Annotated in this window: 19 protein-coding genes; 9 read left to right on the top strand and 10 right to left on the bottom strand. The window is 63.9% G+C overall.

Annotation, left to right across the window (positions count from 1 at the left end):
- Nucleotides 1-4 precede the first annotated feature (4 nt).
- The 9 genes from AC3WUT_RS21840 to AC3WUT_RS21800 all read right to left on the bottom strand — a co-directional run bounded on the left by AC3WUT_RS21840 (nucleotide 5) and on the right by AC3WUT_RS21800 (nucleotide 13,803).
- Nucleotides 5-1,786, bottom strand: a complete 1,782-nt coding sequence (locus tag AC3WUT_RS21840; RefSeq protein WP_492349193.1) for a thiamine pyrophosphate-binding protein — start codon at nucleotides 1,784-1,786, stop codon at nucleotides 5-7.
- Nucleotides 1,783-3,033 carry a methyltransferase domain-containing protein gene (locus tag AC3WUT_RS21835; protein ID WP_492349192.1) on the bottom strand — a complete coding sequence of 417 codons (1,251 nt, stop codon included), beginning with the start codon at nucleotides 3,031-3,033 and terminating at the stop codon, nucleotides 1,783-1,785. The genes AC3WUT_RS21840 and AC3WUT_RS21835 overlap by 4 nt, the downstream gene beginning before the upstream one ends.
- 10 nt (nucleotides 3,034-3,043) lie before the next feature.
- The gene (rfbH, locus tag AC3WUT_RS21830; RefSeq protein ID WP_492349191.1) at nucleotides 3,044-4,408 is read right to left on the bottom strand and encodes a lipopolysaccharide biosynthesis protein RfbH; all 1,365 of its coding nucleotides are present in this window, start codon (nucleotides 4,406-4,408) and stop codon (nucleotides 3,044-3,046) included.
- Nucleotides 4,405-5,472, bottom strand: a complete 1,068-nt coding sequence (gene rfbG, locus AC3WUT_RS21825; protein ID WP_492349190.1) for a CDP-glucose 4,6-dehydratase — start codon at nucleotides 5,470-5,472, stop codon at nucleotides 4,405-4,407. The genes rfbH and rfbG overlap by 4 nt, the downstream gene beginning before the upstream one ends.
- On the bottom strand, nucleotides 5,457-6,227 hold the full coding sequence (gene rfbF, locus AC3WUT_RS21820; RefSeq protein ID WP_492349189.1) for a glucose-1-phosphate cytidylyltransferase: 771 nt from the start codon (nucleotides 6,225-6,227) through the stop codon (nucleotides 5,457-5,459). Before rfbF ends, rfbG begins: the two co-directional genes overlap by 16 nt.
- A gap of 119 nt (nucleotides 6,228-6,346) precedes the next feature.
- Nucleotides 6,347-9,982: a glycosyltransferase gene (locus AC3WUT_RS21815; RefSeq protein WP_492349188.1), complete on the bottom strand. Its 3,636-nt coding sequence runs from the start codon at nucleotides 9,980-9,982 to the stop codon at nucleotides 6,347-6,349.
- Between the two features lie 249 nt (nucleotides 9,983-10,231).
- Nucleotides 10,232-11,083, bottom strand: a complete 852-nt coding sequence (locus AC3WUT_RS21810) for a flagellin N-terminal helical domain-containing protein (RefSeq protein ID WP_492349187.1) — start codon at nucleotides 11,081-11,083, stop codon at nucleotides 10,232-10,234.
- A gap of 292 nt (nucleotides 11,084-11,375) precedes the next feature.
- A complete protein-coding gene (gene fliD, locus AC3WUT_RS21805) occupies nucleotides 11,376-12,815 on the bottom strand; it encodes a flagellar filament capping protein FliD (protein ID WP_492349186.1) in 1,440 nt (479 codons plus the stop codon).
- Nucleotides 12,816-12,954: 139 nt separating this feature from the next.
- Complete coding sequence (locus AC3WUT_RS21800) at nucleotides 12,955-13,803, bottom strand: flagellin N-terminal helical domain-containing protein (RefSeq protein WP_492349185.1); 849 nt, start codon at nucleotides 13,801-13,803, stop codon at nucleotides 12,955-12,957.
- A gap of 375 nt (nucleotides 13,804-14,178) precedes the next feature.
- Between AC3WUT_RS21800 and fliS the strand changes: the two genes are divergently transcribed.
- Entirely contained in the window at nucleotides 14,179-14,568 is a 390-nt protein-coding gene (gene fliS, locus AC3WUT_RS21795) for a flagellar export chaperone FliS (RefSeq protein ID WP_492349184.1), read from the top strand.
- A gap of 18 nt (nucleotides 14,569-14,586) precedes the next feature.
- Complete coding sequence (locus tag AC3WUT_RS21790) at nucleotides 14,587-14,889, top strand: flagellar protein FliT (protein WP_492349183.1); 303 nt, start codon at nucleotides 14,587-14,589, stop codon at nucleotides 14,887-14,889.
- 129 nt (nucleotides 14,890-15,018) lie between these two features.
- Here AC3WUT_RS21790 and fliE read toward each other — a convergent pair whose 3' ends face one another.
- On the bottom strand, nucleotides 15,019-15,351 hold the full coding sequence (gene fliE / locus AC3WUT_RS21785; RefSeq protein WP_492349182.1) for a flagellar hook-basal body complex protein FliE: 333 nt from the start codon (nucleotides 15,349-15,351) through the stop codon (nucleotides 15,019-15,021).
- A 169-nt stretch (nucleotides 15,352-15,520) separates the two neighbouring features.
- Between fliE and fliF the strand changes: the two genes are divergently transcribed.
- The 7 genes from fliF to AC3WUT_RS21750 all read left to right on the top strand — a co-directional run bounded on the left by fliF (nucleotide 15,521) and on the right by AC3WUT_RS21750 (nucleotide 22,988).
- Entirely contained in the window at nucleotides 15,521-17,215 is a 1,695-nt protein-coding gene (fliF, locus tag AC3WUT_RS21780; protein WP_492349181.1) for a flagellar basal-body MS-ring/collar protein FliF, read from the top strand.
- A gap of 24 nt (nucleotides 17,216-17,239) precedes the next feature.
- Entirely contained in the window at nucleotides 17,240-18,235 is a 996-nt protein-coding gene (gene fliG, locus AC3WUT_RS21775) for a flagellar motor switch protein FliG (protein WP_492349180.1), read from the top strand.
- Entirely contained in the window at nucleotides 18,216-18,938 is a 723-nt protein-coding gene (locus AC3WUT_RS21770; protein ID WP_492349179.1) for a FliH/SctL family protein, read from the top strand. The genes fliG and AC3WUT_RS21770 overlap by 20 nt, the downstream gene beginning before the upstream one ends.
- A 31-nt stretch (nucleotides 18,939-18,969) precedes the next feature.
- Nucleotides 18,970-20,346 (top strand): flagellar protein export ATPase FliI, encoded by a 1,377-nt coding sequence (fliI, locus tag AC3WUT_RS21765; protein WP_492349320.1) that lies wholly within the window; start codon nucleotides 18,970-18,972, stop codon nucleotides 20,344-20,346.
- Nucleotides 20,347-20,361: 15 nt separating this feature from the next.
- Nucleotides 20,362-20,814: a flagellar export protein FliJ gene (fliJ, locus tag AC3WUT_RS21760; RefSeq protein ID WP_492349178.1), complete on the top strand. Its 453-nt coding sequence runs from the start codon at nucleotides 20,362-20,364 to the stop codon at nucleotides 20,812-20,814.
- Between the two features lie 11 nt (nucleotides 20,815-20,825).
- Nucleotides 20,826-22,241, top strand: a complete 1,416-nt coding sequence (locus AC3WUT_RS21755) for a flagellar hook-length control protein FliK (RefSeq protein WP_492349177.1) — start codon at nucleotides 20,826-20,828, stop codon at nucleotides 22,239-22,241.
- 189 nt (nucleotides 22,242-22,430) lie between these two features.
- Nucleotides 22,431-22,988: a flagellar basal body-associated FliL family protein gene (locus tag AC3WUT_RS21750; protein ID WP_492349176.1), complete on the top strand. Its 558-nt coding sequence runs from the start codon at nucleotides 22,431-22,433 to the stop codon at nucleotides 22,986-22,988.
- Nucleotides 22,989-22,994 lie beyond the last annotated feature (6 nt).

Raw genomic sequence — 22,994 nt, 5'->3', positions numbered from 1 at the left:
GCCCTCAATGAGAGACGAGGCGAGCGGCCTCGGCGCGAACCGCTGCCACTTCCTCGGCAGGCAGGAAGGGGAACATGTCATCCAGTTCGGGGGTGGCAAACCCCCCCTCGGGCAAGGCGCGCGACTTGATGCGGGGCTCGAACCCGGGCTCCGGGTCCACCGTCACGGCCAGCAATTGCGGGCCGTCTTGTTGCAAGGCTGCGTCCAGGGCCGGCAGGTCGCCACTGTTGCGCACGTCGACCGTGCGCAAGCCAAAGGCCGTGGCCAGTCGTGCGAAGTCTGGGAAGGCCACACCCGAGGCCGGCGTGGCCCCCACGATGCGACCGAAGAAGTTGTCGTGCGTGAGCCGTATCGACAGGTAGCCGCCGTTGTCGATCACTACCACCAGCACGTTCAGACCCAGGCTCTTGAGGCTTTGCAGCTCTTGCAGGTTCATCTGCAGGCTGCCGTCACCGGCGAAGCAAATCACCCGGCGATGGGGGGCGGCCATGGCCGCACCCAAGGCGGCGGGCAGGTCGTAGCCCATGGAGGCCGAGCCCGAATTGCTGAACAGGCGCTGGCCTTGCTTGAGCTGGGCAAGCTGGAAGGGCAGGATGCAGGCCGAGGCATTGCCGCAGACCAGGATGTCGTCGTCGCGCAGCTGGGCGCAGACCCGATCGACCATCGCATAGGGGTGAATGGCGGTGCCCGTTCCGCTGGGGGCCTCCAGGTGGTAGCGGCGACGGATGTCCTGGCACCAACTGACCCAGGCCGCATAGCCGGGCAAGCCACCTTCGCAGCACGTGCGCAGGGATTGCAGGAAAGCGTGCGCGTCGGCCGTGATCTTCAGGTCGGCCTGCACCAGGGGCTTGGTCAGCTCGGCGGGATCGACATCCACTTGCACCACGAAGGCATGCTTGGCGAAAGTGTCCCAGTTGTAGCTGACCTGGCGGATGTTCAGCCGCGAACCCACCACGATGACCAGATCGGCCGCCTGCAGGCAGAAGTTGCCGGGGCGTGTGCCGATGGTGCCGGGGCGGCCAGCAAACAGGGGGTGATCGCTGGCGATGAGGTCGTGGGTCCAGGCCGTGGCCACCGGAATGCCGTGGGCTTCTGCAAAGGCCAGCAGGTCTTGCTCGGCCCGGGCCAGGCGTACGCCTGTCCCGGCCAGGATCAGTGGGCGCTGGGCCTGGGCCAGGCGCAGGGCAATCTGCTCGCAATCGGCCTGCAAGGTCTCTGGCTGCAGTGGCGGCGTGAAGACCGGGGCCGGGATGGGGCCGCATTCGGCCGATTGCACATCCAGCGGAATGTCCAGCCAGACCGGCCCGGGCCGGCCGCCCACGGCGGTGGCCAGGGCTTGCGGCAGCAGCGTCATCAAGGCCTCTGGGCTGCCCACGCCTTCGGCCAGCTTGGTCACCGGGCGGGCCATCTGCAGCACCGGGCCCTCCTGGTCACCGAGTTGGCGCAGACCAGGGACGGGCGTGTAATCCAGGCAGGTGGCGCGCTTGACCTGGCCGCTGATCACCAGCATGGGAATCGAGTCGGTGTAGGCACCAAAGACGCCGTTCAGCGCATTGATGCCGCCAGGCCCGGTGGTCACCATCACCACCGCCGGTTTGCCTGCAATGCGGGCATAGCCTTCGGCGGCCATGGCGCAGGCCTGTTCGTGGTGCAGGTAGGTGCATTGCAGACCGGGGTGCGCCCCCAGGGCCTGGTTGAGGTACATGGCGCCACCGCCCGTGACGGCAAAGACTTGGGTGATGCCTTGCTGGACCAGCCAGTCGGCGATGCGTTCGGAGAGGTTCATAGCGGTTCACTCAGAAAGTGGAGTCGTTGCCGGGCACCCGGGGCCAGGTTGTCCAGGGCGGCGGCAATCTGCTGAGGATCGATGGCCACACAGACGAGGATGGCCGCCTGCGGGTACTGCTGCAGCCCCAGCGCAGGCGCCAGGATGGGCAGGCCGTCGAGTTGCAGGCCTTGTTTGTTGGGGTCACTGTCGAGAAACGCCACCAGGCGGTCGCGCGGCAATTGCCCCTGACCCAGCAGGCGCTGGGCCCACGAGCCTGCGCCCCAGGCCAGCACCGGGCCTTGTGTGGGCAGGGGCGGCTGGGGCACACGGCTTGTGCCCTGGGCGCAGTCGGCCAGGTAGCGCTCAATCGCTTGCACTGTCGAGGGTTGGTGGGGCAGTGCGGGGGCGGCTCCCCGGCCGGCAACCACGGCCAGTGCCGGGTAGTGGCCGCCATCGGACAGGGTCAGGGTCACGGCCTCGGCACGGTGCAGTGCCAGCCCTGTCGGGGCCAGCAGCCGGCCCAAGGCCTGGGCGCTGAAGTGGTTGATGTGTTCGCTGTCGAAATAGTAGTAAGGGGGGCGCTCGCCACAGGCGTAACCCGCCGGGTGGGGGACTTCGATGTAGAGCCTGCCTTCGGGCGTCAACAGCTCGGCCAAGGCCGGCAGGCCCTGGAGGTCGCGCAGGTGCTCGGCCACATGGGACAGCACGATCAGGTCGTAGCGCTCACCGGCACAAAGGGTTGCGGCATCCTGGATCAGGCCCTCGTGCAGGTGCAGGCCTCGGGCCCGGCCCGCTTGCACCGCGCCGGGATCCGGGTCCAGACCTTCGACCTGGGACAGCCCCCGTGCCCGCAGCACCGCCAACAGTCCGCCAGCACCACAACCCAGGTCCAGCACCCGGCCCTGGCCTTGCGGCAGGCAGTGCTGCAAGCGGTCTGCCAGTTGTTCCAGCCGGGCTTGGTCGGCACTGTGCAGCCCAGCACCGGTGCCGGTGGGGCCGCCATACTTGGCACAGCGTTGGTAATAGAGGTCGTAGGCCGACTGCGGGGCCGGTGTCTCGGCAAACACCAGATCGCAGTGGGCGCAGGCCATCAGCCGGTAGCCGCCGGGCAGGGGCGAGCCCGAAGGTTGGGGCAGGGAGAGGGTCTTGAGGGCACGCGCCTGAGGGCTGGCACAGACCGGGCAGGGCCGTGCGCAGGGAGTGACTTCACCGGGGGCTGCTGCTGCTGCTGCTGGCGATGTCGGGGCGCGGTCGAGGGTGGGCATGGCCTGATGCTCAGAAGTTGAGGCCCAGCACCTGCCTGAGGTGGCCCACCATGTAGTCGAGCTGCGCGCGGCTCAACCCTGGCCAGACGCCGATCCAGAAGGTGTCGTTCATGATCTGGTCGGCGTTTTTCAGCGAGCCCACGACGCGGTACTGGCGATCCTGCATGTAAGGCTGGTGGATCAGGTTGCCGGCAAACAAAAGGCGGGTACCGATGCGGTGCTCGTCCAGGTATTGCAGCAGGTACTGGCGATTCAGGCCGGCCTCGGGGCGCAGGGTGATCGGAAAGCCGAACCAGGAGGGATCGCTGCCTGGGGTGGCTTCGGGCAGGACCAGCAGATCGGCGCAGTCTTGCAGTTGCCCGCTGAGGTAGGCGAAGTTGTCTTTGCGCGCCTGCACAAAGCCCTCCAGGCGATCCAGTTGGGCCAAGCCGCAGGCGGCCTGCATGTCGGTGATCTTGAGGTTGTAGCCCAGGTGGCTGTAGGTGTACTTGTGGTCGTAGCCGGCGGGCAGGCTGCCCAGCTGCCAGTTGAAACGCTTGCCGCAGGTGTTGTCGCAGCCGGGTTTGCACCAGCAGTCGCGGCCCCAGTCGCGGAAGGATTCCGCAATCTGGCGCAGTTCGGGGTCGCTGGTCAGCACGGCACCGCCTTCGCCCATGGTGATGTGGTGCGCTGGGTAGAACGACAGCGTGGCCAGGTGCCCGAAGGTGCCAACCTTGCGGCCCTTCCAGGTCGAGCCCAGGGCATCGCAGCAGTCTTCCACCAGCCACAGGCCGTGGGCCTGGGCAAAGGCGCACACCGCGTCGAGATCGAAGGGGTTGCCCAGGGTGTGGGCAATCATGATGGCCTTGGTGCGAGGCGACAGGGCCGCCTCCAGCTGAGACACGTCGATGTTGTAGGTGGGCAGCACCGCATCGACAAACACCGGCACGGCCCCGTTCTGGATGATGGGGTTGACGGTGGTCGGAAACCCCGCCGCCACGGTGATGACTTCGTCACCCGGTCGGATGGCGCGGATGCCCAGCCGTGGCGAGGTCAGGGTGGAGAAGGCCACCAGATTGGCCGAGGAGCCCGAGTTGACGGTCAGGGCGTGCTTGACGCCCACAAAATCGGCCAGGCGTTTCTCGAAAGCATCGTTGAAGCGGCCCGTGGTCAGCCACGCGTCGAGCGCGGCATCGATCATGGCGTTCTTTTCAGGATCGCCGACCACTTTGCCCGAGGGCGGGATGGCATCGATGCCAGGGCGCCAGGGCTGGGCCGTGGGGGCTGGGCGTGCCGGGCGCACGATGATCTCAAGCGCCTGGCCGGCCAATTCGGGCAGGTTGAGTTGGACCTGGCCATCGGCGGCGGCAGTCAGTTGATGTCGGGTCAGGCTCATGCGGCGCTTTCGAATTCGGTGATTTGGTCCAGGGTCAGCTGACGCATGTCCGCCCCGGTCTGCCAGGCGCGGTGCCAGTCCAGGGTGTATTGCAAGGCGGTGTCGGCCCGCCAGCGGGGCTGCCAGCCCAGGCGGCTGTGGGCCTTGCTGCAGTCCAGCTTCAACGTGTGGGCTTCATGGGGCTGGGCCTGGGTCTCGGTTTGCCAGCGTGCGTCCGGGCCCCAGCGGCGCGCCAGTTCTTGCACCACCCAGCCCACGGTGCGGGCGTCTGATTCGTGGGGGCCGAAGTTCCAGCCCTCGGCCCAGGGCAGGCCTTGCTCGTGCAGGCGCTGGGCCAGGGCCAGGTAGCCGCTCAGGGGCTCCAGCACGTGTTGCCAGGGCCGGATCGCACCAGGCTGACGCAAAGTGACCGCCTGTTGTGCCGAGAAGGCCGCGAGCACATCGGGGACCAGGCGCGTCGGGGTCCAGTCACCGCCGCCGATCACGTTGCCGGCCCGGGCACTGGCCACGGGCACCTGGGCCGCGTTCAGGAAAGATCGGCGGTAAGAGGCCACCACCAGTTCGGTGCAACCTTTGCTGGCGGAATAGGGGTCGTATCCGCCCATGGGGTCGGTTTCACGGTAGCCCCAGACCCATTCCTGGTTCTCGTAGCACTTGTCGCTGCTGATGGCCACCACCGCCCGCACGCCCGGCGTGCGGCGCACGGCCTCGAGCACGTTGGCCGTGCCCATCACGTTGGTGGAGAAGGTGTCCAGCGGCTGCTCGTAGGACAGGGGCACCAGCGCCTGCGCGGCCAGATGCAGCACCACTTCAGGTTGTGCCTGGGCCATGGCCTGGCTCAGTGCGTCGAGGTGGCGGATGTCCCCGAAGGTGGAATGCATGCCTTGGGCCACCGAGCCCACTTCAAACAGGTTGACCGAGGTCGCTGGGGGGAGGGAAAAGCCCCAGACCTCGGCACCCATGGCCTGAAGCCACAGGCTGAGCCAACCGCCCTTGAAACCGGTGTGGCCGGTCAGAAAGACGCGTTTGCCAGCCCAAAAGCCGGGGTTCACCACTTCTTCCACGGCGCGGCTCCACTGGCCCACAGTTCTTCGAGGTAGGTCTTGTCGCGCAGCGTGTCCATGGGGCGCCAGAAGCCGGTGTGTTGGTAGGCGGCCAGTTGCTGCTGGCGCACCAGGGCGTTCACAGGCTTGTCTTCCCAGATGGATTCATCGCCGTCGATCAGGTCCAGCACCTGGGGGGAGAGCACAAAAAAGCCCCCGTTGATCAGGTTGCCATCACCCAGGGGCTTTTCGGTGAACGCCTGCACCTGGCCATCGGTGATCTCCAGGGTGCCGAAGCGGCCCGGCGGGGCCACGGCGGCCACGGTGGCCAGCTTGCCATGGCTGCGGTGAAAGGCGATCTCGGCGCTGATGTCGATGTCGGACACGCCGTCGCCGTAGGTCATGCAGAAGAAGGGCTCGTTTTCGACATAGCGGCGGATGCGCCGGATGCGCCCCCCGGTCTGGGTGGTATCGCCCGTGTCCACCAGCGTCACGCGCCAGGGCTCGGCATGGTGTTCGTGGATTTCCATCTGGTTGGTCGTCATGTCAAAGGTGACGTCTGAGGTGTGCAGGAAGTAGTTGGCGAAGTACTCCTTGATCACATAACCCATGTAGCCGCAGCAGATCACAAAATCATGGATGCCGTGGCTGGAGTACATCTTCATGATGTGCCAGAGGATGGGCTTGCCGCCTATGCCGATCATCGGTTTGGGGCGGGTCAGCGTCTCTTCGCTGATGCGGGTGCCCAGCCCTCCGGCCAGGATGACGGCTTTCATGTCAAATTCTCCAGACGAGTGGGTGTCCAAGCGCACCCGATGGTTGGCGCCCTGGAGATTCTAGAGGCTGGGCTTGCTCTTGGCGCCCTGGGGTGAGCATGATTTGCCCCTCAAATGCCTCAATCGAAAATGGCTGAGAACCACCTCTCGGTATTTTTGGAAAGGTAGAAGTTTTCGCGCACCCACTGATTCAATTGCTGGCCCATCTGATGGCGCAGCGTGCTGTCGTCGATCAGACGCCGCACGGATTCGATCCAGGCCTCTTTCTCGTTGGGCACGTGCAGCACAGGCGGATTGGCGGTGCGGAAGGGGTAGACGTCCGAGCACACCACCGGCCAGCCCATGGCGCCGTACTCCAACAGGCGCAGGTTGCTCTTGCAGCGGTTGAACGGGTTGTCCTCCAGCGGGGCGATCGCGATGTCGAGGTCCAGCGAGGCCAGTTTGGCGGGGTAGTCCACGTACGACACGAAGGGGTGGTACTCCTTGATGTACGGGCGCAGGCTGTCGGGGCACATGCCCATGAAGATCCAGTCGACCTCGTCCTTGAACCGGGCCACGACCTCGCCGATCATTTCCAGGTCGCCCAGATGCTGCGCTGCGCCGGCCCAGCCCACGCGCAGGCGTGAACGTGGCGTGGGCGTCTTGTAGAACTCACCCCACACGCGGTCATCAAGGCAGTTGGGCATCACGCGCACGTCGCGGCAATAGTCCCCGTAGACGTCGACCAGGGGCTGGGTGGAGACGATCACGCGGTCGCACAGGCTCATGGCCTCGCGCATGCGCACATAGCCTTCACGCTGGTGGTAATTGTGCAGGTGGTGCTTTTGCGGCAGGTCGTGGAACAGGTCGTCCACCGTCTGGATGGTGAACAGGTCCGGGTTGGTCTTGCGGTAGTCGCGCAGCAGTTGCAGATGAGCGTCACCGATCGAGTGCTGAACAATCATGCGGTCCGGGTTCACTCGCGTGATCTCAAGCGCCGTCGGGGTGCGGTACAGGCTGTGGGTGACCGGAAACACGATGCACGACTGCGCCAGGCCCGCGTGCTGCAGTGCGTTCAGGGGCTCGACCACCCGGTACTGGCCCGAGCCGCTTGAGATGGGGAAGGCCATGGCCCGTGGTCTGTCCTTGCGCGAACTCATCCAGTCGACCACCAGATCCGCTTCGACGTCGTAAGGGGTCTGCAATGACAGGTGCCGGTTGTAGCCTTTGTCCTGGGCGATGTGCTTGACCCAACGGGTCAGGAAAGACTGCTTTTCGCGCAGCGCCGCTGACTTGATCTCGTAAGCGCGGCCGGCTTCACGACCCAGTGCCTCCACCGTCTTGCCGCCCTGGTGCAGCACGCTGCTGACCGGGGTCCAGATGTGCCGATACCCGGCCTGGCTGGCACGGATGCAGAAATCATGCACCGTGGTGAAGGTGTGGCAGTCGTCGGTGTTGAAGCCGCCGAGCGTCTGCCACAGAGTGCGCTGCAGCAGGAAGAAGTGGCCCGCCACGGTGGACACGTCCTGCGACGTCTGCAGGCGAGAGAAGACGCCTTGCTCGTCCAGCAAGCGACGCTCGCCGTTGTAGCAAGCGGCCCAATCGCCGATACCCAGGGTCATCGGGCCGCTCTGCAAGGTGGGTTTGTCCCCTATTTGCAATACCAGGCGTGGGGCCACGCACCCGACATCGGCTTGGTCCAGGTAGGCCGTCAGGCTGCTCAGCCAGGGGCGCTGGATGGCCTCGGTGTCATCATCGGCGAACAGCAGCACGTTGCCGGTGGCCATCGCGGCCCCGGTGTTCAGGGCCACGCCGTGTTGGTAAGGGCCCGCCGGGGTGGACACCACGTGCAGCGGGACTGGCAAAGTGACCGATGTCGCCGCGTTGTGTGCCGCCGCCTCGTGTTCAGGCTGGGTGACCAGAATGATCTCGTGCAGTTCCGGCTCGGCATAGAGCTGCAATGAACTCAGCAGACAGCGCAGGTAGCCGAGTTGGTACCCGGTCGGAATGATCACCGAGACGCGTCGTGGCTGTTGGCCCTGGTAGTCGAGTTGCCGGCATCCGGCAATCTTCTGGGCCTGCACGCGCGCGGGCAATGCCTGGTTGTTCAGGTGGGCTTGCAGTTGCTGCAGTTCGGCCAGTTCACGGGCTGGCGACACATGACCATCGCTCTTGAGCAGCACGGTATCGACGTGGCGGATGCTGACTTTGCTGGACGACAGGTTCAGCGCCAGGCCGTAGATGTGATCGAAATCCAGCATTTGCCCATGCTGGCGCCAATCAGCCGAGCGCACGGCCACGGCAGAACCCAGGTAATTGGTGCTGCGAAGCCACTCGATGTTCAGGTCGGGTTTGAAATGAGGTGTTTCAAGCCCATTGGAAGCGATGAAGGCCTCGTCGGCATAGACCAGCCGGGCCTCTGGCGCTTTGGCCGCCAGTGCAAACTCGACCAGTGCGTGGGGCGCCAGTGTGGTGCCGGATTCCATCAGCAACAGCCATTGCGGTAATGCGTGCCCGAAAGGGTCGTGTTGGGCCGGCAACTGGTGCCAAACGCACTGAGGGCCCAGGTCGGCAGGACTGATCGGGCATTCAAAGTCAGCCAGGATATGCAACTGGCTGGCCTGATAGAAGTTCTGCTCCAGGCTGTCCAGGGTTTGGGCCAGGCCGTCCAGGTCGCCTTTTCGAACATAGACGTAGACGGCCAAGGCGGGCAGATCGCCACGGGTCACGTGTTCGGCATAAATCTCGCCGTCGATCTCCCGCAGGGTGCTGCGTTTGCTCCAGCTTTGAAATTGACGCTGCAAGCGGATGTATTTGGACTGGTCGGCATGTTTGGCCAGGTCCTTGCCATCGATCACGAGTTCACCCATCAGGGTGACAGACTCTTCTGACCAAGCGGCCTCGAATGGCATGTCTCTCAGTGCACGCTGGGTGTCTTCGATGAAGCGATCGAGTTCGACTGCGCTGTCGCGGAAATTGGCGAGGTGTTGTTGTTGGTAGCCCGCAAGCTCGTGTTGTGCTTTGGCCATTTCGGCCGCGTTGTCACCCCAGGCCGTGGCCAGGCTCAACCAGGGAGAGGCGGCCGGCAGGGCCAAGGTGCGGTCATTCTGGATGTAGACGACGGGACAACCGCACAGCAGGGCCTCCGCGGTGATGACCCCGGCCTCATAACAGTAGATTCGGCTGGCTGAGCGCAGGATCTCGGCACGATCTTCAGCTTTTGCGTACCCGCTGGAGGGGGCGCCCAGGTTTTCCAGGTGGGCATGGCCGGCCTGCAGACTGCCACCGGCTTTCAGGTACTTGTCGGCATATACCAGGGCAGGACCGTCGGGCCGCATCGCCGCGGGGGCGAACACCGTGCTGTCCACCCAGGGCAGTGCCAGGGGCAGGTTGATGCTGGCGGCCTTGTCGCCCTGGGCGAACTCGATGCGACCCTTGCCGAGCTGTGTCTTTTCGCTGGCATGGATTTCGGGGGTGTAGGCCAGCGTCCAGTGTGATTGCTGGCGCAGTATCTTGTCGAAAGCGAGATGGATCCAGACGGGCTTTTTGCCCGCCTTGTAGTGCGCCGCCCGCTGTTCCAGCGACAGCTGGGGGGTCCATAAATGACCATTGAGGGTCTTGGCGCCCCAGACAAAGGCCTCGAAACCTCGGGTGTTCAGCTCATGGCACAACTGATGCAGTTGCCGGATGTGGATCTGGCTGCTGTCGTAATCAGCGGTGGCAATGTAATAGGGGTGCTTTTCGGCGGCGGGGCGTGAGGTTCCGTGCGCATGCATGGTGGGTGAACACTTTCTGCTTGAGCCCATGGGCAGCCTGGGCAAGGCATTCGTCAAGGCAACTGGCTGGCATCCATGAGGCGGTGAGCCGGCCTGCGGGTGGCCAGGCAATTCTCTCAGCCTTGGCTGGTGAGTTTAAGCTTGCCTTGGTGCACCGGCAGTCAGGGGCGTGGCGCATGGTGTTCTGGAAGGGGCAGGGGGGGATCTGGTGAGGATCCAGGTCTCAATCACCCGGAGGGTGATCGAGACTCAGCCCTTCAGCAGGGACAGAACCTGTTGCGGCAACTGGTTGGCCTGGGCAATCATCGCGGTGCCGGCCTGCTGCAGGATCTGGGCACGGCTCAGATTCGAGGTTTCCGTGGCGAAGTCGGCATCCATGATCCGGCCCTTGGCTGCGGTCTGGTTTTCCACGGCGCTTTGCAAGAATGTGATGGTGTTCTGGAAGCGGCTCTGGGCGGCACCGAGTTGGGCGCGGCTGTCGTTGATGGTCTGCAGCGCCTTGTCGATGGCATCGATGTTCGCCGCGTTGGAGCTGTTGCTGCCGGCCGCTGTGGTCAGCGCGCTGGTGGTGCCGCCGAAGACGGCAGACACGTTGCCGGCCTGGTCAAGGTTGAGCGTACCCGACGCAACGGTGATGGTCTGGCCCGAGTTGGCACCCACCTGGAAGTCATAGCTGCCGGTGGTGGTCAGGATCGAGGTGCCGTTGAACTGGACAGCGCTGATGGTCCGGCCGATTTCCGAAGCCAGCTGGGTGTATTCCTGGTTCAGCGAGGCCACGTCGGACGAGGTGTTGGTCGAGTTGGTGGCCTGCACAGCCAGCTCACGCATGCGCTGCAGCATGTCGGACACGGTCTGCATGCCGCTTTCAGCGGTCTGCAGCATCGAGATGCCGTCGTTGGCATTGCGGATGGCCACGCTCATGCCGCGGGCCTGGGCATCCATGCGGGTGGCGATGGCCAGGCCGGCAGCGTCGTCCTTGGCGCTGTTGACGCGCAGGCCTGAGGACAGGCGCTGGATCGAGGTGGACAGGCTCATCTGGTTGGCCGCAGCATTGCGCTGGGCGTTCAGTGAGTTGATGTTGGTGTTGATGGTCATTGCCATGGGACGGCTCCTTCAATGAATGCAAGATGAACGATCCACACGGTGCGATGTCTGTACGAAATACAGCGACCGATCCCAGCCGAGTGTTAGGAAAATTATTCGGCTTGGGCGAAAAACAGAAGGCTGAATAAGCGGGCTTCTGGCCGCTCAGTTCAGGACTTTTACCGAATGTCGGCGTCTGCTGAGGGCGTGGCCCACACGTCGCCCGGGGCAGATTGGGCGATGGGGCTGAAGAAGTGAAGCGCAGGCGGGCTGTTGCCGCCGTGGCTGGAGAAGGGGGGTGGAGCCGGGGTCAGGCGGACGATTTGTTCCAGGTGGTGATCTGCTGGTTCACCAGGCTGCTGAGGCTGTTGAGGCTGGTCAGGTTGGTGTCCAGGGCGTTGTATTGCTTGTAAAGGCGGGCCTGGATCACCGCGATCCGGTCCTGCATCTTGGTCACGTCTGAACTGTTGCGGGTCAGGGAGGTCTGCAGTGCCGTGGTGCGATTGTTGACGGTGCCGCCCACGTTGTTGGCCGCCATGGCGAAGTCCCGAATGCGGCGGGCAATGCCGTTGGTGGTGGTGCTGCCGCCGTTGGCGTCAAACAGGGACTCCAGGCTGCTGGGGTTGGTCGTGATGGCGGTACTCAGTTTGGAGCTGTTGACCGACAGTGTGCCGTCTTGCTGCATGGAGATGCCCACGGCGCTGAGGCTGCTGTAGCTGCTGCTGGCCGGGCCGTTGCCCACCACCATCTGGCGCAAGGCATTTTGCAGGCCGATGGCCGTGCTGTCACCCTGCAGGGGGGAGGCCGTTTTGGTGCCGGGGTCGTACTTGGTGAGGTTGCGCATGGCTGCAATCGCCTGGTTGTAGGCGGTCACGAAGGCATTGACCTTGTTGGTGGTGGTCGTGGTATCTGCCGCCACGCTCATGGTGACGGGCGAGGTGGTGACCTGCTGCAGATTGAGGGTCAACCCGGTGACTGCGCCGGTGATCTGGTTGTTGGCCGAACTCACGGCCACGCCGTCCACGGTGGCGGCTGAATTCTTGGCCGCCTGTGACAAGCCCATGCCAACGATGGCGCTACCGGTGCTGGCATAGGCCAGCTTGCCCGTGCCTGTGCTGCCATCGGTGATGGCCGTGCCGGTGCTGTCAAAGGCCTGGATTTGAAAACCATTGCTCTCGCCGGTGTTCGCACCGCGCACGACCAGCTTGTCCTGGCCGCCCGAGGTGACGACCGAGGCACTGACGCCAGAGTTGGAGCCATTGATGCGGGTCGCAATGTCGCTCAGGGTGTCGGTGGCGTTCACTGTGACGCTCACGGTGGAGCCGCTGCCCTGGGTGAAGGTGTTGCCGTTCCAGGTTCCGACCTGGATGTCCAGTCGTCCGTCCGAGCCGAAGGCACTGCCGGAGGTGATGCCGCTGGACAAGGTGGTTTGCGATTGCGCCAACTGGGTGACCGACACGCTGTAGTTGCCGGCCAGTGCGCCTGTGGTCACGGACCCGGTCACTGCGCTGCTGTTGCTGGAGCTGACAGTTCGGGACGCCCAGGTGGTTTTGTCCAGCAAGGCTGAGGCGGCGTCCTGGATGGCGGAAAGTTGGGATTTGACCGAGCCCCAGGACGAGATCGTGCTCTGGATCTTGGTTCCTTTTTGCTGCAGCAGGGTGACGGGCTGACTCTCGACGGCCACCAGCTTGGTGACAATCGAATTGACGTCAAGGCCATTGCTGCCAATGCCGGGTGAAGAAATGGTCATTTTGGTATCCCCAGGTGCAGACAGAGAGGCTGCGCTCTTCTACTCTAGCAAGCGAATCTCCAATTGAAAAGCCACAACTCCAGTAGAAAACCCCGGCTTATGCCGGGGTTCGAAGGTTCAACTTGAAGTGGGAGAAGGCTTAACGGAGCAGAGACAACACACCCTGCGGCAACTGGTTGGCTTGGGCGATCATCGCGGTGCCTGCCTGCTGCAGGATCTGGGCGCGGCTCAGGTTGGCCGTTTCAGAGGCGAAGTCGGCATCCATGATGCGGCCCTTGGCAGCGGTCTGGTTTTCCACGGCGCTTTGCAGGAAGTTGACCGTGTTTTGGAAGCGGCTTTGAGCAGCACCCAGTTGAGCGCGGCTATCGTTGATCGATTGCAGGGCCTTGTCGATGGCATCGATGTTGGCGGCGTTGGAGCTGTTGCTGCCTGCGGCGGTGGTCAGTGCACTGGTGGTTCCACCGACCACGGCCGACACGTTGCTGCTTTGGTCCAGATTCAGCGTGCCCGAGGCGATCGTGATGGTTTGACCCGAGTTGGCGCCCACCTGGAAGTCGAAGCCGGCCGTGGTGGTCAGCACCGAGGTGCCGTTGAACTGGACAGCGCTGATGGTCCGGCCGATTTCCGAAGCCAGCTGGGTGTATTCCTGGTTCAGCGAGGCCACGTCGGACGAGGTGTTGGTCGAGTTGGTGGCCTGCACAGCCAGCTCACGCATGCGCTGCAGCATGTCGGACACGGTCTGCATGCCGCTTTCAGCGGTCTGCAGCATCGAGATGCCGTCGTTGGCATTGCGGATGGCCACGCTCATGCCGCGGGCCTGGGCGTCCATGCGGGTGGCGATGGCCAAGCCGGCAGCGTCGTCCTTGGCGCTGTTGACGCGCAGACCCGAAGACAGGCGTGCAATGGAGGTGGACAGGCTCATCTGATTGGCGCTTGCGTTACGTTGCGCCGTCAGCGAGTTGACGTTGGTGTTGATGGTCATTGCCATTTTGAAGCTCCTTCAAGTTAAAAATCAGCCTATCGCTGATGTCAAACCTGCGGTGTCGCAGGCTTGGCAACGAACCCTTCTTGAAGCCCGTTGCATTGTTTTTCGGGTCGGGCCCGGAAAACTTTAGGTCTACTTGTGGGTGGAGATGCAAACAAGTTGGCATCTTGCGTGCGGAGGGCATCGCCCTGGGGTCTCTGGTCGGGCGTTTGATCGTTCTATATAGAGTGGGAATCCGGCTTGTTCCGGGGTTTGCGGGCCCCTCTGGGAATAGCCTGCCAAATGTCTTGCTATTGAGGCCTTCAGAACCGGGCTGCGCTGCCGATACACCATTTGTACCGTGCGACAATTTGCGAGGCCAAAAGAATGTTTACACCCGTGAGTACCCGAGCTGCATCTGCCTATCAACGTGTTGGCGTCGAAACCAGTATCACTGGAGCGGACCCCCATCAGCTGGTGGTTCTGTTGTTTGACGGCTTGCTGGACAGCCTCTCGAAGGTTTCGGGTGCCATGAGCCGCGGCGATATCCAGGAGAAATCCCGGTATCTCAACAAGGCCATCCAGATTCTTCAGGATGGCCTCCGAGGTGTTCTCAACGAAAAGGAAGGGGGCGATGTGGCCAAGAACCTGGATTCGCTCTACAGCTACGCGGTGTTTGAACTGACCAAGGCCAATTTGAGCAACAGTCCCGAGGCTGTCCAATCCGTGATCGAACTGATCCGACCCGTCGCTGAGGCCTGGAAGGCCATCAGACCTCAAACACGTTGAATAGCAAGGGGGCATAACGTGCAACAACAATCTCTGCTTGATTACTACAAGGCCATCGAAGGCGCTAGCCAGCGCATGTTGATGGCCGCACAGCGTGAAGACTGGGAGCAGGTCATGCAACTCGAGGGCGCCTGCGCGGTGCTGATCGAGCAATTGCACCATCAGTCCCAGGTGGAGCCTCTGGCCTGCGAAGATCGCAGTGAGAAGGGGAAGATCATGTTGCGCATCCTGCGCAATGACGCCCTGATCCGCAATCTGGCCGAGCCTCGGCTGTCTGACATCCAGCGCCTGCTGGATGGGGGCTCGCGACTGCTCCACTGATGCGGGAGGCCTGCCGTGGCGGGCCTCTTCCTCGACTGGGGGCCCCGGAACGTGGGGCCTCATGGCAAAAAGCCCGCTTCGATCACCGAAGCGGGCTTTTTGCTTTGGGGGCGTGTGTAGACGGGGTGCTCAGACCTGCATGTTCATGATGTCGGTGTAGGCCTGAACCATGCGGTTGCGCACATGCATGGTGGCCTGAAAGCCGATCTGGGCCTTCTGGATGGCGATCATGGTGTCTTCCAGGCTGACACTGGGGTTCTCCATCTGCACTTCCTGCTGCATCTGGGTGGCCTTGTTCTGGGCGGCGCTCACGGATTTGAGGGCGTTGCTCAGCTCGCCCGAAAAGCCGGCGCTGCCGGTGGATGAGGTCTGGCCTGCCGCACCGGTGGCTGCCTTGCCGATTTGCGGGGTGCGGGTGCTGAGTGGGCTGAGGGTGGCGGTTGAGGGGAATCGCAGATCCATGGCGCTTCTCCGGTGAGATCATTGGCGCCGATGTTAGGGGCTTGGCCGTGAGGCAGACCCTTGAATTGAGGTCCAAAGAGCTGGTTTATCCCGGCGATGGCATGGCGGTCTGGCTGAATAATCGGCTCCAACCTGAGGTGTATTGCCACCCCTTTGACCTGGAAACAAGATGTCTGCCGTCGCTGAAATTAACGCTACCCCAGTGGCCCCATCGTGGACACAGAAGCTCGCCGAGCTGGATCGGTCGCAGAAGATCAAGCTCGCGCTGGGCATTGCCTTGCTGGTGGTCGTGGCCTTGGCCGGTACCTTCATGACGCGTCAGGCCGATTGGAAGGTGCTCTACGCCAACCTCGGCGACAAGGATGGTGGTGCCGTGGTGGCGCAACTGGCCCAGATGAATGTGCCCTACAAGTACTCCGAGGGGGGCGGGGCCATCATGGTGCCTTCGGACCGAGTGCACGACCTGCGTCTGCGACTGGCCTCGCAGGGCCTGCCCAAAGGGTCCGTGACCGGCTTTGAGTTGATGGAGGGCAACCGCTTCGGCGTGACCCAGTTCCAGGAGCGGCTGAACTTCCAGCGTGGTCTGGAAGGGGAGCTGACCCGCTCGATCCAGGCTGTAGCCGCCATCCAGAGTGCCCGGGTGCACCTGGCGTTGCCCAATCAGAACGGATTCTTCCGCGAGCAGCTCAAGCCTTCGGCCTCGGTGCTGGTCACCCTCTACCCGGGCCGCATTTTGGACCGTGCACAACTGGCCGGCATTGTTCACCTGGTGGCTTCCAGCGTGCCGGACATGAACCCGACTGCCGTGAGCGTGATCGATGACAACGGCAAGCTGCTGTCGGCCACCCCCGAGGCGGCCGGTGCAGGTGGCGATGTTCAACAGCTGCAGTATGTGCAGCAGATCGAGCAGCTTTACAGCAAGCGCATCATCGACATCCTGGAGCCTGTGGTGGGCCGGCAGAACGTCAAGGCCCAGGTGACGGCTGAAATTGATTTTTCGCAGACCGAATCGACCTCGGAGTTGCACAAACCCAACCAGACCCCCGATTCGGCCGCCGTGCGCAGCCAGCAGGTGGTGGAAAGCGGTAGTGGTGCCGCCGCCACCCCACCCACCGGTGTGCCGGGTGCCACCAGCAATCAGCCTGCCGCCCAGGCCAATGCCCCCATCAACGGCGCTGCGCCGACCCTTTCGGCGGGCGCCTCGGGCCCCGGCAGCAGCACCCCCACCAAGAAGGAGTCTGTCACCAACTACGAGGTGGACAAGACCGTCAAGGTGGTCAAGGGCGGCACGGGCGCCGTCAAGCGCCTGAGCGCCGCGGTGGTGGTCAACTACCAGAGTGGCCCAGAGGAAAAGGGCAAGCCCGTGAACAAGCCACTGACACCTGAGCAGTTGGAGCAGATGACGGCGCTGGTGCGCGACACGATCGGCTACAGCAAGGAGCGTGGCGATTCCGTCAACCTGATGAACACGCCGTTCATGGCGATCGCTTCGGACAATACGCCGGTGCCGTTGTGGAAGCAGCCTGAGATGCTGGAGTTGGCCAAGAGCTTTGCCTGGCCGGTGGGCATGGTGCTGTTTGGCCTGGTGGTGTTGCTGGGCATGGTGCGCCCGGCCGTGAAGGCCATGAATGCGCCCAAAGTGGCGCCGGTGGTGCCCACCGTGGCAGGGACCCAACTGGATGCCATCGAGTCCGAGACGCCCAACCGGCCTGAATTGCTGGCCGCCCCGGTCGTGGACAACTCGCCGGTGCCGCCGACCAAGGAGCAGTTGCGCCTGGAAGATGCCCGCCAATTGGCCAAGCAGAACCCGATTGCGGTGGCTAATATCATCAAGACCTGGGTCAACGGCGAAGCGCCGGCATGATCAGGCACTCTCCGGAGAGATGATATGGACGAACAAGGTCTGAACGACGCGGCGATTTTTCTGATGTCGCTGGGTGAGGAAGAGGCGGCCGAGGTGTTCAAGCACCTGTCGCCCAAAGAGGTGCAAAAACTGGGCGAGACCATCGCCCGCACCCGGTCTGTCTCGCGCGACCGGGTGGACGACGTGGTCAACAAGTTCACCGAGGCCGCTGCGCAGCAAAGCCTGCTGGTGTCCGACACGGGTGACTATGTGAAGGCCGTGCTGCGTCGTGCCCTGGGCGACGACAAGGCTTCGTTGCTGATCGATCGCATCTTGCAGGGGGGCGATGTCTCTGGCATCGAAAGCCTGAAGTGGATGGATCCCTTGTCGGTGGCCGAGCTGCTGCGCAACGAACACCCGCAGATCGTGGCGGCCATTCTGGTGCACCTGGATTACGACCAGGCGGCATCCGTTCTGTCCCAATTGACCGAGCGCCAGCGCGGCGAGGTGGTGCTGCGCATCGCCACCCTGGAGGGTATTCAGCCGACGGCCCTGAAAGACCTCAACGAGGTGTTGTTCAAGGTGCTGGCTGGCGGCGACAAGATTCGCAAGACCTCGCTGGGTGGCATCAAGACGGCGGCCGAAATCATCAACCTGATGGGCAGCAATGTCGAGGGCACGGTGCTCGAGTCGATCCGGGGCTATGACCCCGACCTGGCCCAGAAGATCATGGACAAGATGTTCGTGTTCGACGATGTCATGAAGCTCGACGACAAGGCCATCCAGATGGTGCTCAAGGAGGTGGCGTCGGAGACCCTCATCGTGGCTCTCAAGGGGGCCGCGCCCGAACTCAAGGAGCGTTTCCTGTCAAACATGTCTTCGCGGGCTGCCGAAACGCTGCGCGAAGACCTCGAATCCCGTGGCCCGATGCGGTTGTCCGAGGTCGAGGCCCAGCAGAAGGAGATTCTCAAGACCGTGCGGCGTCTGGCCGACGAAGGCCAGATCGTGATCGGAGGCGGCGGTGACGACCAACTCGTCTAATCGCTCCCGCCAGTACGCCCGCTTCATCCCAAGCGAGGAGATTGGCGACGTCGCCCAGTGGCAGTTCACCGAGGTGGATGAAAGCCGGCGCGTGGCGGCCATGCTGGCCGCCCAGACCCCCGCCGAGCCCGTGATCAGCCCTGCCATGCTGGACGACTCGCATCAGCAAGGCTTTCAGCAGGGCCTGGAGCAAGGGCGATTGGAGGCCTCGCTTGAGGGCCAGCGCCGCCTTGATGAATACATTGCCCAGCAGGGGGCCGAGGCGCGTCAGCGCATAGACGCTTTGTTGGCCTCGCTGGAGCAGCGCTTCGCCGATGCTGAGCAGGTGGTGGCGCAGGGCGTGCTGGACGTGGCCTGTGAGTTGGCCCGCCAGGTGGTGCGCCGGGAACTGGCTCAGGACCCGGGCGCACTGCGCCCCGTGATTCGGGAGGCCCTGGGTTTGTTGTCGGCAGACGCCCGCACCGCCGTGGTCCGGCTGAACCCGCTCGACCATGACGTGCTGGCCAACGCCCCGGCCGGTGAATTCGGCAGCGTGGAGATCAAATGGGTGGCGGATCCCGCCGTGCAGCCCGGCGACTGCCTGCTGGAGGCAGCGGGTGCTCAGGTGGATGGCAGCCTGGCGCGCCGCTGGGCGCGCGCGGTGGCCAACCTGGGCCTGGACCGCCCCTGGGCCGATGATGCGGAGGTGGCCGATGTCGACTGAGCACGACAGCCCGCCGCGCTGGGACGTTTTCATGCAGGACCTGCGTCAGCGGGTCTCGCGGGGCATGGCCCTGGAGAGCCGTGGCACCCTGACACGGCTGACCGGTCTGGTGCTGGAGGCCACAGGCATCCGCGTGCCGGTGGGCTCGCAGTGCTGGATCACCCAGAAGGATTCCGAGCCGGTGTTGGCCGAGGTGGTGGGCTTCTCGGGCGAGCGCGCGTTTCTGATGCCTGCCGGTGACATCCATGGGTTGTCGAGTGGTGCGGTGGTCACGCCGGCCTTGCCTTTTGTGCCTGTGCCTCGCTTGGGTGACGAGCCCTTGCCGGCCTCGGCCTTGTCCTTGGGCGTGTTGCGCCTGCCATTGGGCGACGGCCTGCTGGGGCGGGTGGTGGATGCATCAGGCCAGCCCCTGGATCACCAGGGGCCGGTGCTCGATGTGGTGGCCGAACCCCCGGGCCGGCGTCAGATCAATGCCATGGACCGCGACCCCGTGCGGGAGCCGTTGGACACGGGCGTGCGCGCCATCAATGCCTTGCTGACCGTGGGGCGTGGCCAGCGGCTGGGCTTGTTTGCGGGTTCGGGCGTGGGCAAGAGTGTGCTGCTGGGCATGATGGCCCGCTACACCCAGGCTGACGTCATCGTGGTTGGGTTGATCGGCGAGCGTGGGCGCGAAGTGAAGGAGTTCATCGAGGACATCCTGGGCGACGATGGCCGTGCTCGCTCGGTGGTGGTGGCGGCGCCCGCGGACGCGCCGCCGCTGCTGCGCATGCAAGGGGCCGCGTACGCCACCGCGGTGGCTGAGCACTTCCGCGACAAGGGCAAGCACGTTCTGTTGTTGATGGATTCCCTCACCCGGTATGCGATGGCGCAGCGCGAGATTGCGCTTGCCATCGGCGAACCGCCGGCTACCAAGGGCTACCCCCCTTCGTGTTTCGCCAAGCTGCCCCAGTTGGTGGAGCGCAGTGGCAATGGTCTCAATGGTGTGGGGTCGATCACGGCTTTCTACACGGTGCTGTCCGAAGGGGACGATCAGCAGGACCCGATCGCCGATGCAGCCCGTGCCATTCTGGATGGTCACATTGTGTTGTCCCGCACCCTGGCCGAGGCCGGCCACTACCCTGCCATCGACATCGAGCAATCGGCATCGCGGGTGATGCACAACGTGGTCAGCCCGATCCACATCGAGGTGGCCCGGCGCTTCAAGGCAATGTATTCGCGCTATCAGAAGAGCCGCGATCTGATCCAGGTCGGTGCCTATGTGCAAGGCAGTGATCCCGATCTGGACGAAGCCATTCAGTTGCAGCGGGGCATGGCCGGCTTTTTGCAGCAGGACATGCACGAGGCCGTCAATTTGCAGCAGGCGCTGGACCAAATGGCCGCCAGCCTGGGCCTGCAGATCAACCCCTGACCCAGGAGCAGCACGATGGCAGCGTCTCACGGATTGCAGGTGGCCATGGAACAGGCGACGCGTTTGCGTGATGCCGCCGTCCAGCGCCTGGCCCAGGCTCGCCAGGCCCGACTGCGGGCACAGCAGCAAATGGACCAACTGACCGGCTACTCGGGTGAGACCGAGCAGCGGTGGTTGATCCGGGGCCAACTGGGCATCGCGCCGGAGGTGATGTTTCATCACCGGCAGTTCATGGCCCGGCTCGACCAGACCATTGAATTGCAGAAAAGCCAGATGGCGCGCCATGACCAGATGGTGCAGGACGCCGAGCGCGAGCTGACCCAGGCCGAATTGCGCCTCGTGAGCCTGCGCCAGGTGGTGCAGCGCCGTCAGCACGATGCGGCGCTGCTTTTGCAGCGCCGTGAACAGAAAGAGGTGGATGAGCTGGCTGCATCACGCCACCGCCTGAAGATTCAGCCCACAGCCTGACGAGGTAGACCATGAGCGTAGAACAAGTCAAATCCAGCAGCACGTCGGCCAATGCACCGGCTAACGCATCGGCCAGTGCCAGCCACGCCAGAGGGCATGGCAAGTTGGCAGCAGGCGCTGGTGCCGGATTCACCGGACTGCTCGATGATTTTTCGACGGCCTTGACCGATGGCACAGATGCGTCGGCGGCCTCGGGGATGGATGGGGCCGGTGATCTGGGGGCGCTGCTGGCGGGTGGGCCAGGCCATGCCCGGCGCAAGCCCGGAGTGAAAGGGGGGGATGACGGCACCGACGCCTTGACCCCAACGGATGGGGCTTTGCCCACGGATCTGGTTTCTCAAATGGCTTTGTTGGCCGAATCTGCTCGCCAGGCTGCGACAGGCGCAACAGCGGATGCCAAGACCGTGGCGAACGGGACGGGTGGCGGCGCGGGGCTGCCTGGGGGCATGGCGGCAGGGGCCGATGTGACCAAGGCCACGACCGACCCGGCCGTGTTGGCGCAAATGGCTGCGGCGGCGCAAAAGGACGCTGGCGTGGCGGGGGCTTCCGCCACCGGAGGCAGTGCGGTGGGTGACGCGGGGCGCGTTTCGCTGGAGTCGGGTGCTCTGGCGCGCAAGGGCCATCGCGACATGCTGGCTCAATTGCAGGCGCAGGCCGGTGGCGGTACGGAGGTCGGCAAGGCCGCCTTGACCACGGATGCCGGCAGCGCCGGCAACCTGGTGCCCTTGGCCAAAGCCGATGTTGATTTCAAAGACATGGCCACCCGCCTGATGGACAACACCCCCTTGACGGCTGCCGCCGAGGAGGCTGGCAAACTGCTGGGCCGCCTGACCGGGGCGGATCAGAGTTCATCCAGCGAGCACAAATCGGTGCAGGCGCAGGATGACCGGCAAAGTGCCAGTCTGCAGCCTTTTTCTGATGGGCAGGACCGAAGCCAGAACCTGGGGGTGAGTGCTGCCACGGCCGGTGCGGCGGGTGGTGGCCTGAACGACTCCAATGCGCGCAGCTCGGAGGAGGTGGTTGCTGAGCAGGTCAGCTACTGGATCCACCAGAAGCGCCAGTCTGCCGAGTTGACCCTGGATGGTGGAAACGGACAGCCCGTGGCCGTGAGCATTTCCATGAATGGCAATGAGGCCAGCGTGGCCTTCCGTTCCGACCAGGCCGCCACGCGCGACATGCTCAATGGGGCCTTGCCAGAGCTGAAAACCCTGCTGCAGGGCGAGGGTCTGGTCTTGGCCGGCGCGTCCGTGGGCGCGGGCAGCGCCCAGTCGGACAGCTCTCCGTCGTCGCCTCGTCAAGACGGGAGCGCCACCTCGGGCATCCGTCGAGTGGGCGCGCGAGGCGCGGCCTCGCCGGCTGATGACGGCCCGGCCACCGTGGTGCGGCGATCCGTCAGTACCAACCGCACGCTCGATCTGTTTGTTTGAGTCTGGTGCCAGGTTTGGCCTGCCGCAGGTCGAATCAGGTGCCCTGACACCGTGGCTTGAACCTGTTTAACCCCATTTTTGGGCTTCTATTCTGGCTATTATTGGGCTCGATTGACCCAATAATCCCCAACATGCATCTACTGTGAGCCGTCCCGGCGTGCAGTGGGGTGATCGCCGGAAGGAAACAACGTGTCTGATGCTCCCGCAGCCGATGCCAAGGAAAAGCCCAAAAGCAAAAAGATGATCATCATCATCGCCGCGGCCGTGCTGTTGCTGGGCGGTGGTGGTGCCGGTTACTTTTTGCTCATGAAAAAGAACGTGGACGAGGACGGCGACGAAAAGCCAGCCGCGTCGGCTTCGCACGACTCCAAGAAGGTGGCGCCCACCTATCTGCCGCTCGAGAACATGGTGGTCAACCTGGCCGACCCGGGGGGCGACAGGTTTGCCCAGATTGGTGTCACTTTCGAGATCGAGGACGCTCACGCGGCTGATCAGGTCAAGGCCTATCTGCCCAAGATCCGCGACATGATTTTGCGCCAGACCTCCCAGCGCACGTCGGAAGAGTTGCTGACCACCGATGGCAAGGAAAAATTGGCCGGCGAAGTCCTCAAGGAGGCCTCGCGCATCCTGGGTTTCGAGCCTGAGGACGAAGAGGAGGAGTCTCCCAAGGCCAAGAAAAAGAAGAAGGCTAAACGACCTGAGAGCCCGCTCACAGCCGTGCTGTTTTCCAACTTCATCGTCCAGTAAGGAGCC

This window comes from Curvibacter sp. EU05-FHT14A10 (assembly GCF_058791075.1).
The sequence above is the reverse complement of the archived record's forward strand: the minus strand, read 5'-3'. Positions and strand labels throughout refer to the sequence as shown.

What these genes read in the sequence shown, in the direction of transcription:
- AC3WUT_RS21815 (WP_492349188.1), bottom strand. Translation starts at nt 9,982, where the DNA reads ATGCATGCGCACGGAACCTCACGCCCCGCCGCCGAAAAGCACCCCTAT.
- AC3WUT_RS21835 (WP_492349192.1), bottom strand. Translation starts at nt 3,033, where the DNA reads ATGCCCACCCTCGACCGCGCCCCGACATCGCCAGCAGCAGCAGCAGCA.
- fliF (WP_492349181.1), top strand. Translation starts at nt 15,521, where the DNA reads ATGTCTGCCGTCGCTGAAATTAACGCTACCCCAGTGGCCCCATCGTGG.
- rfbH (WP_492349191.1), bottom strand. Translation starts at nt 4,408, where the DNA reads ATGAGCCTGACCCGACATCAACTGACTGCCGCCGCCGATGGCCAGGTC.
- AC3WUT_RS21755 (WP_492349177.1), top strand. Translation starts at nt 20,826, where the DNA reads ATGAGCGTAGAACAAGTCAAATCCAGCAGCACGTCGGCCAATGCACCG.
- AC3WUT_RS21800 (WP_492349185.1), bottom strand. Translation starts at nt 13,803, where the DNA reads ATGGCAATGACCATCAACACCAACGTCAACTCGCTGACGGCGCAACGT.
- AC3WUT_RS21840 (WP_492349193.1), bottom strand. Translation starts at nt 1,786, where the DNA reads ATGAACCTCTCCGAACGCATCGCCGACTGGCTGGTCCAGCAAGGCATC.
- rfbF (WP_492349189.1), bottom strand. Translation starts at nt 6,227, where the DNA reads ATGAAAGCCGTCATCCTGGCCGGAGGGCTGGGCACCCGCATCAGCGAA.
- fliD (WP_492349186.1), bottom strand. Translation starts at nt 12,815, where the DNA reads ATGACCATTTCTTCACCCGGCATTGGCAGCAATGGCCTTGACGTCAAT.
- fliJ (WP_492349178.1), top strand. Translation starts at nt 20,362, where the DNA reads ATGGCAGCGTCTCACGGATTGCAGGTGGCCATGGAACAGGCGACGCGT.
- fliG (WP_492349180.1), top strand. Translation starts at nt 17,240, where the DNA reads ATGGACGAACAAGGTCTGAACGACGCGGCGATTTTTCTGATGTCGCTG.
- AC3WUT_RS21810 (WP_492349187.1), bottom strand. Translation starts at nt 11,083, where the DNA reads ATGGCAATGACCATCAACACCAACATCAACTCACTGAACGCCCAGCGC.
- fliE (WP_492349182.1), bottom strand. Translation starts at nt 15,351, where the DNA reads ATGGATCTGCGATTCCCCTCAACCGCCACCCTCAGCCCACTCAGCACC.
- fliI (WP_492349320.1), top strand. Translation starts at nt 18,970, where the DNA reads ATGCAGGACCTGCGTCAGCGGGTCTCGCGGGGCATGGCCCTGGAGAGC.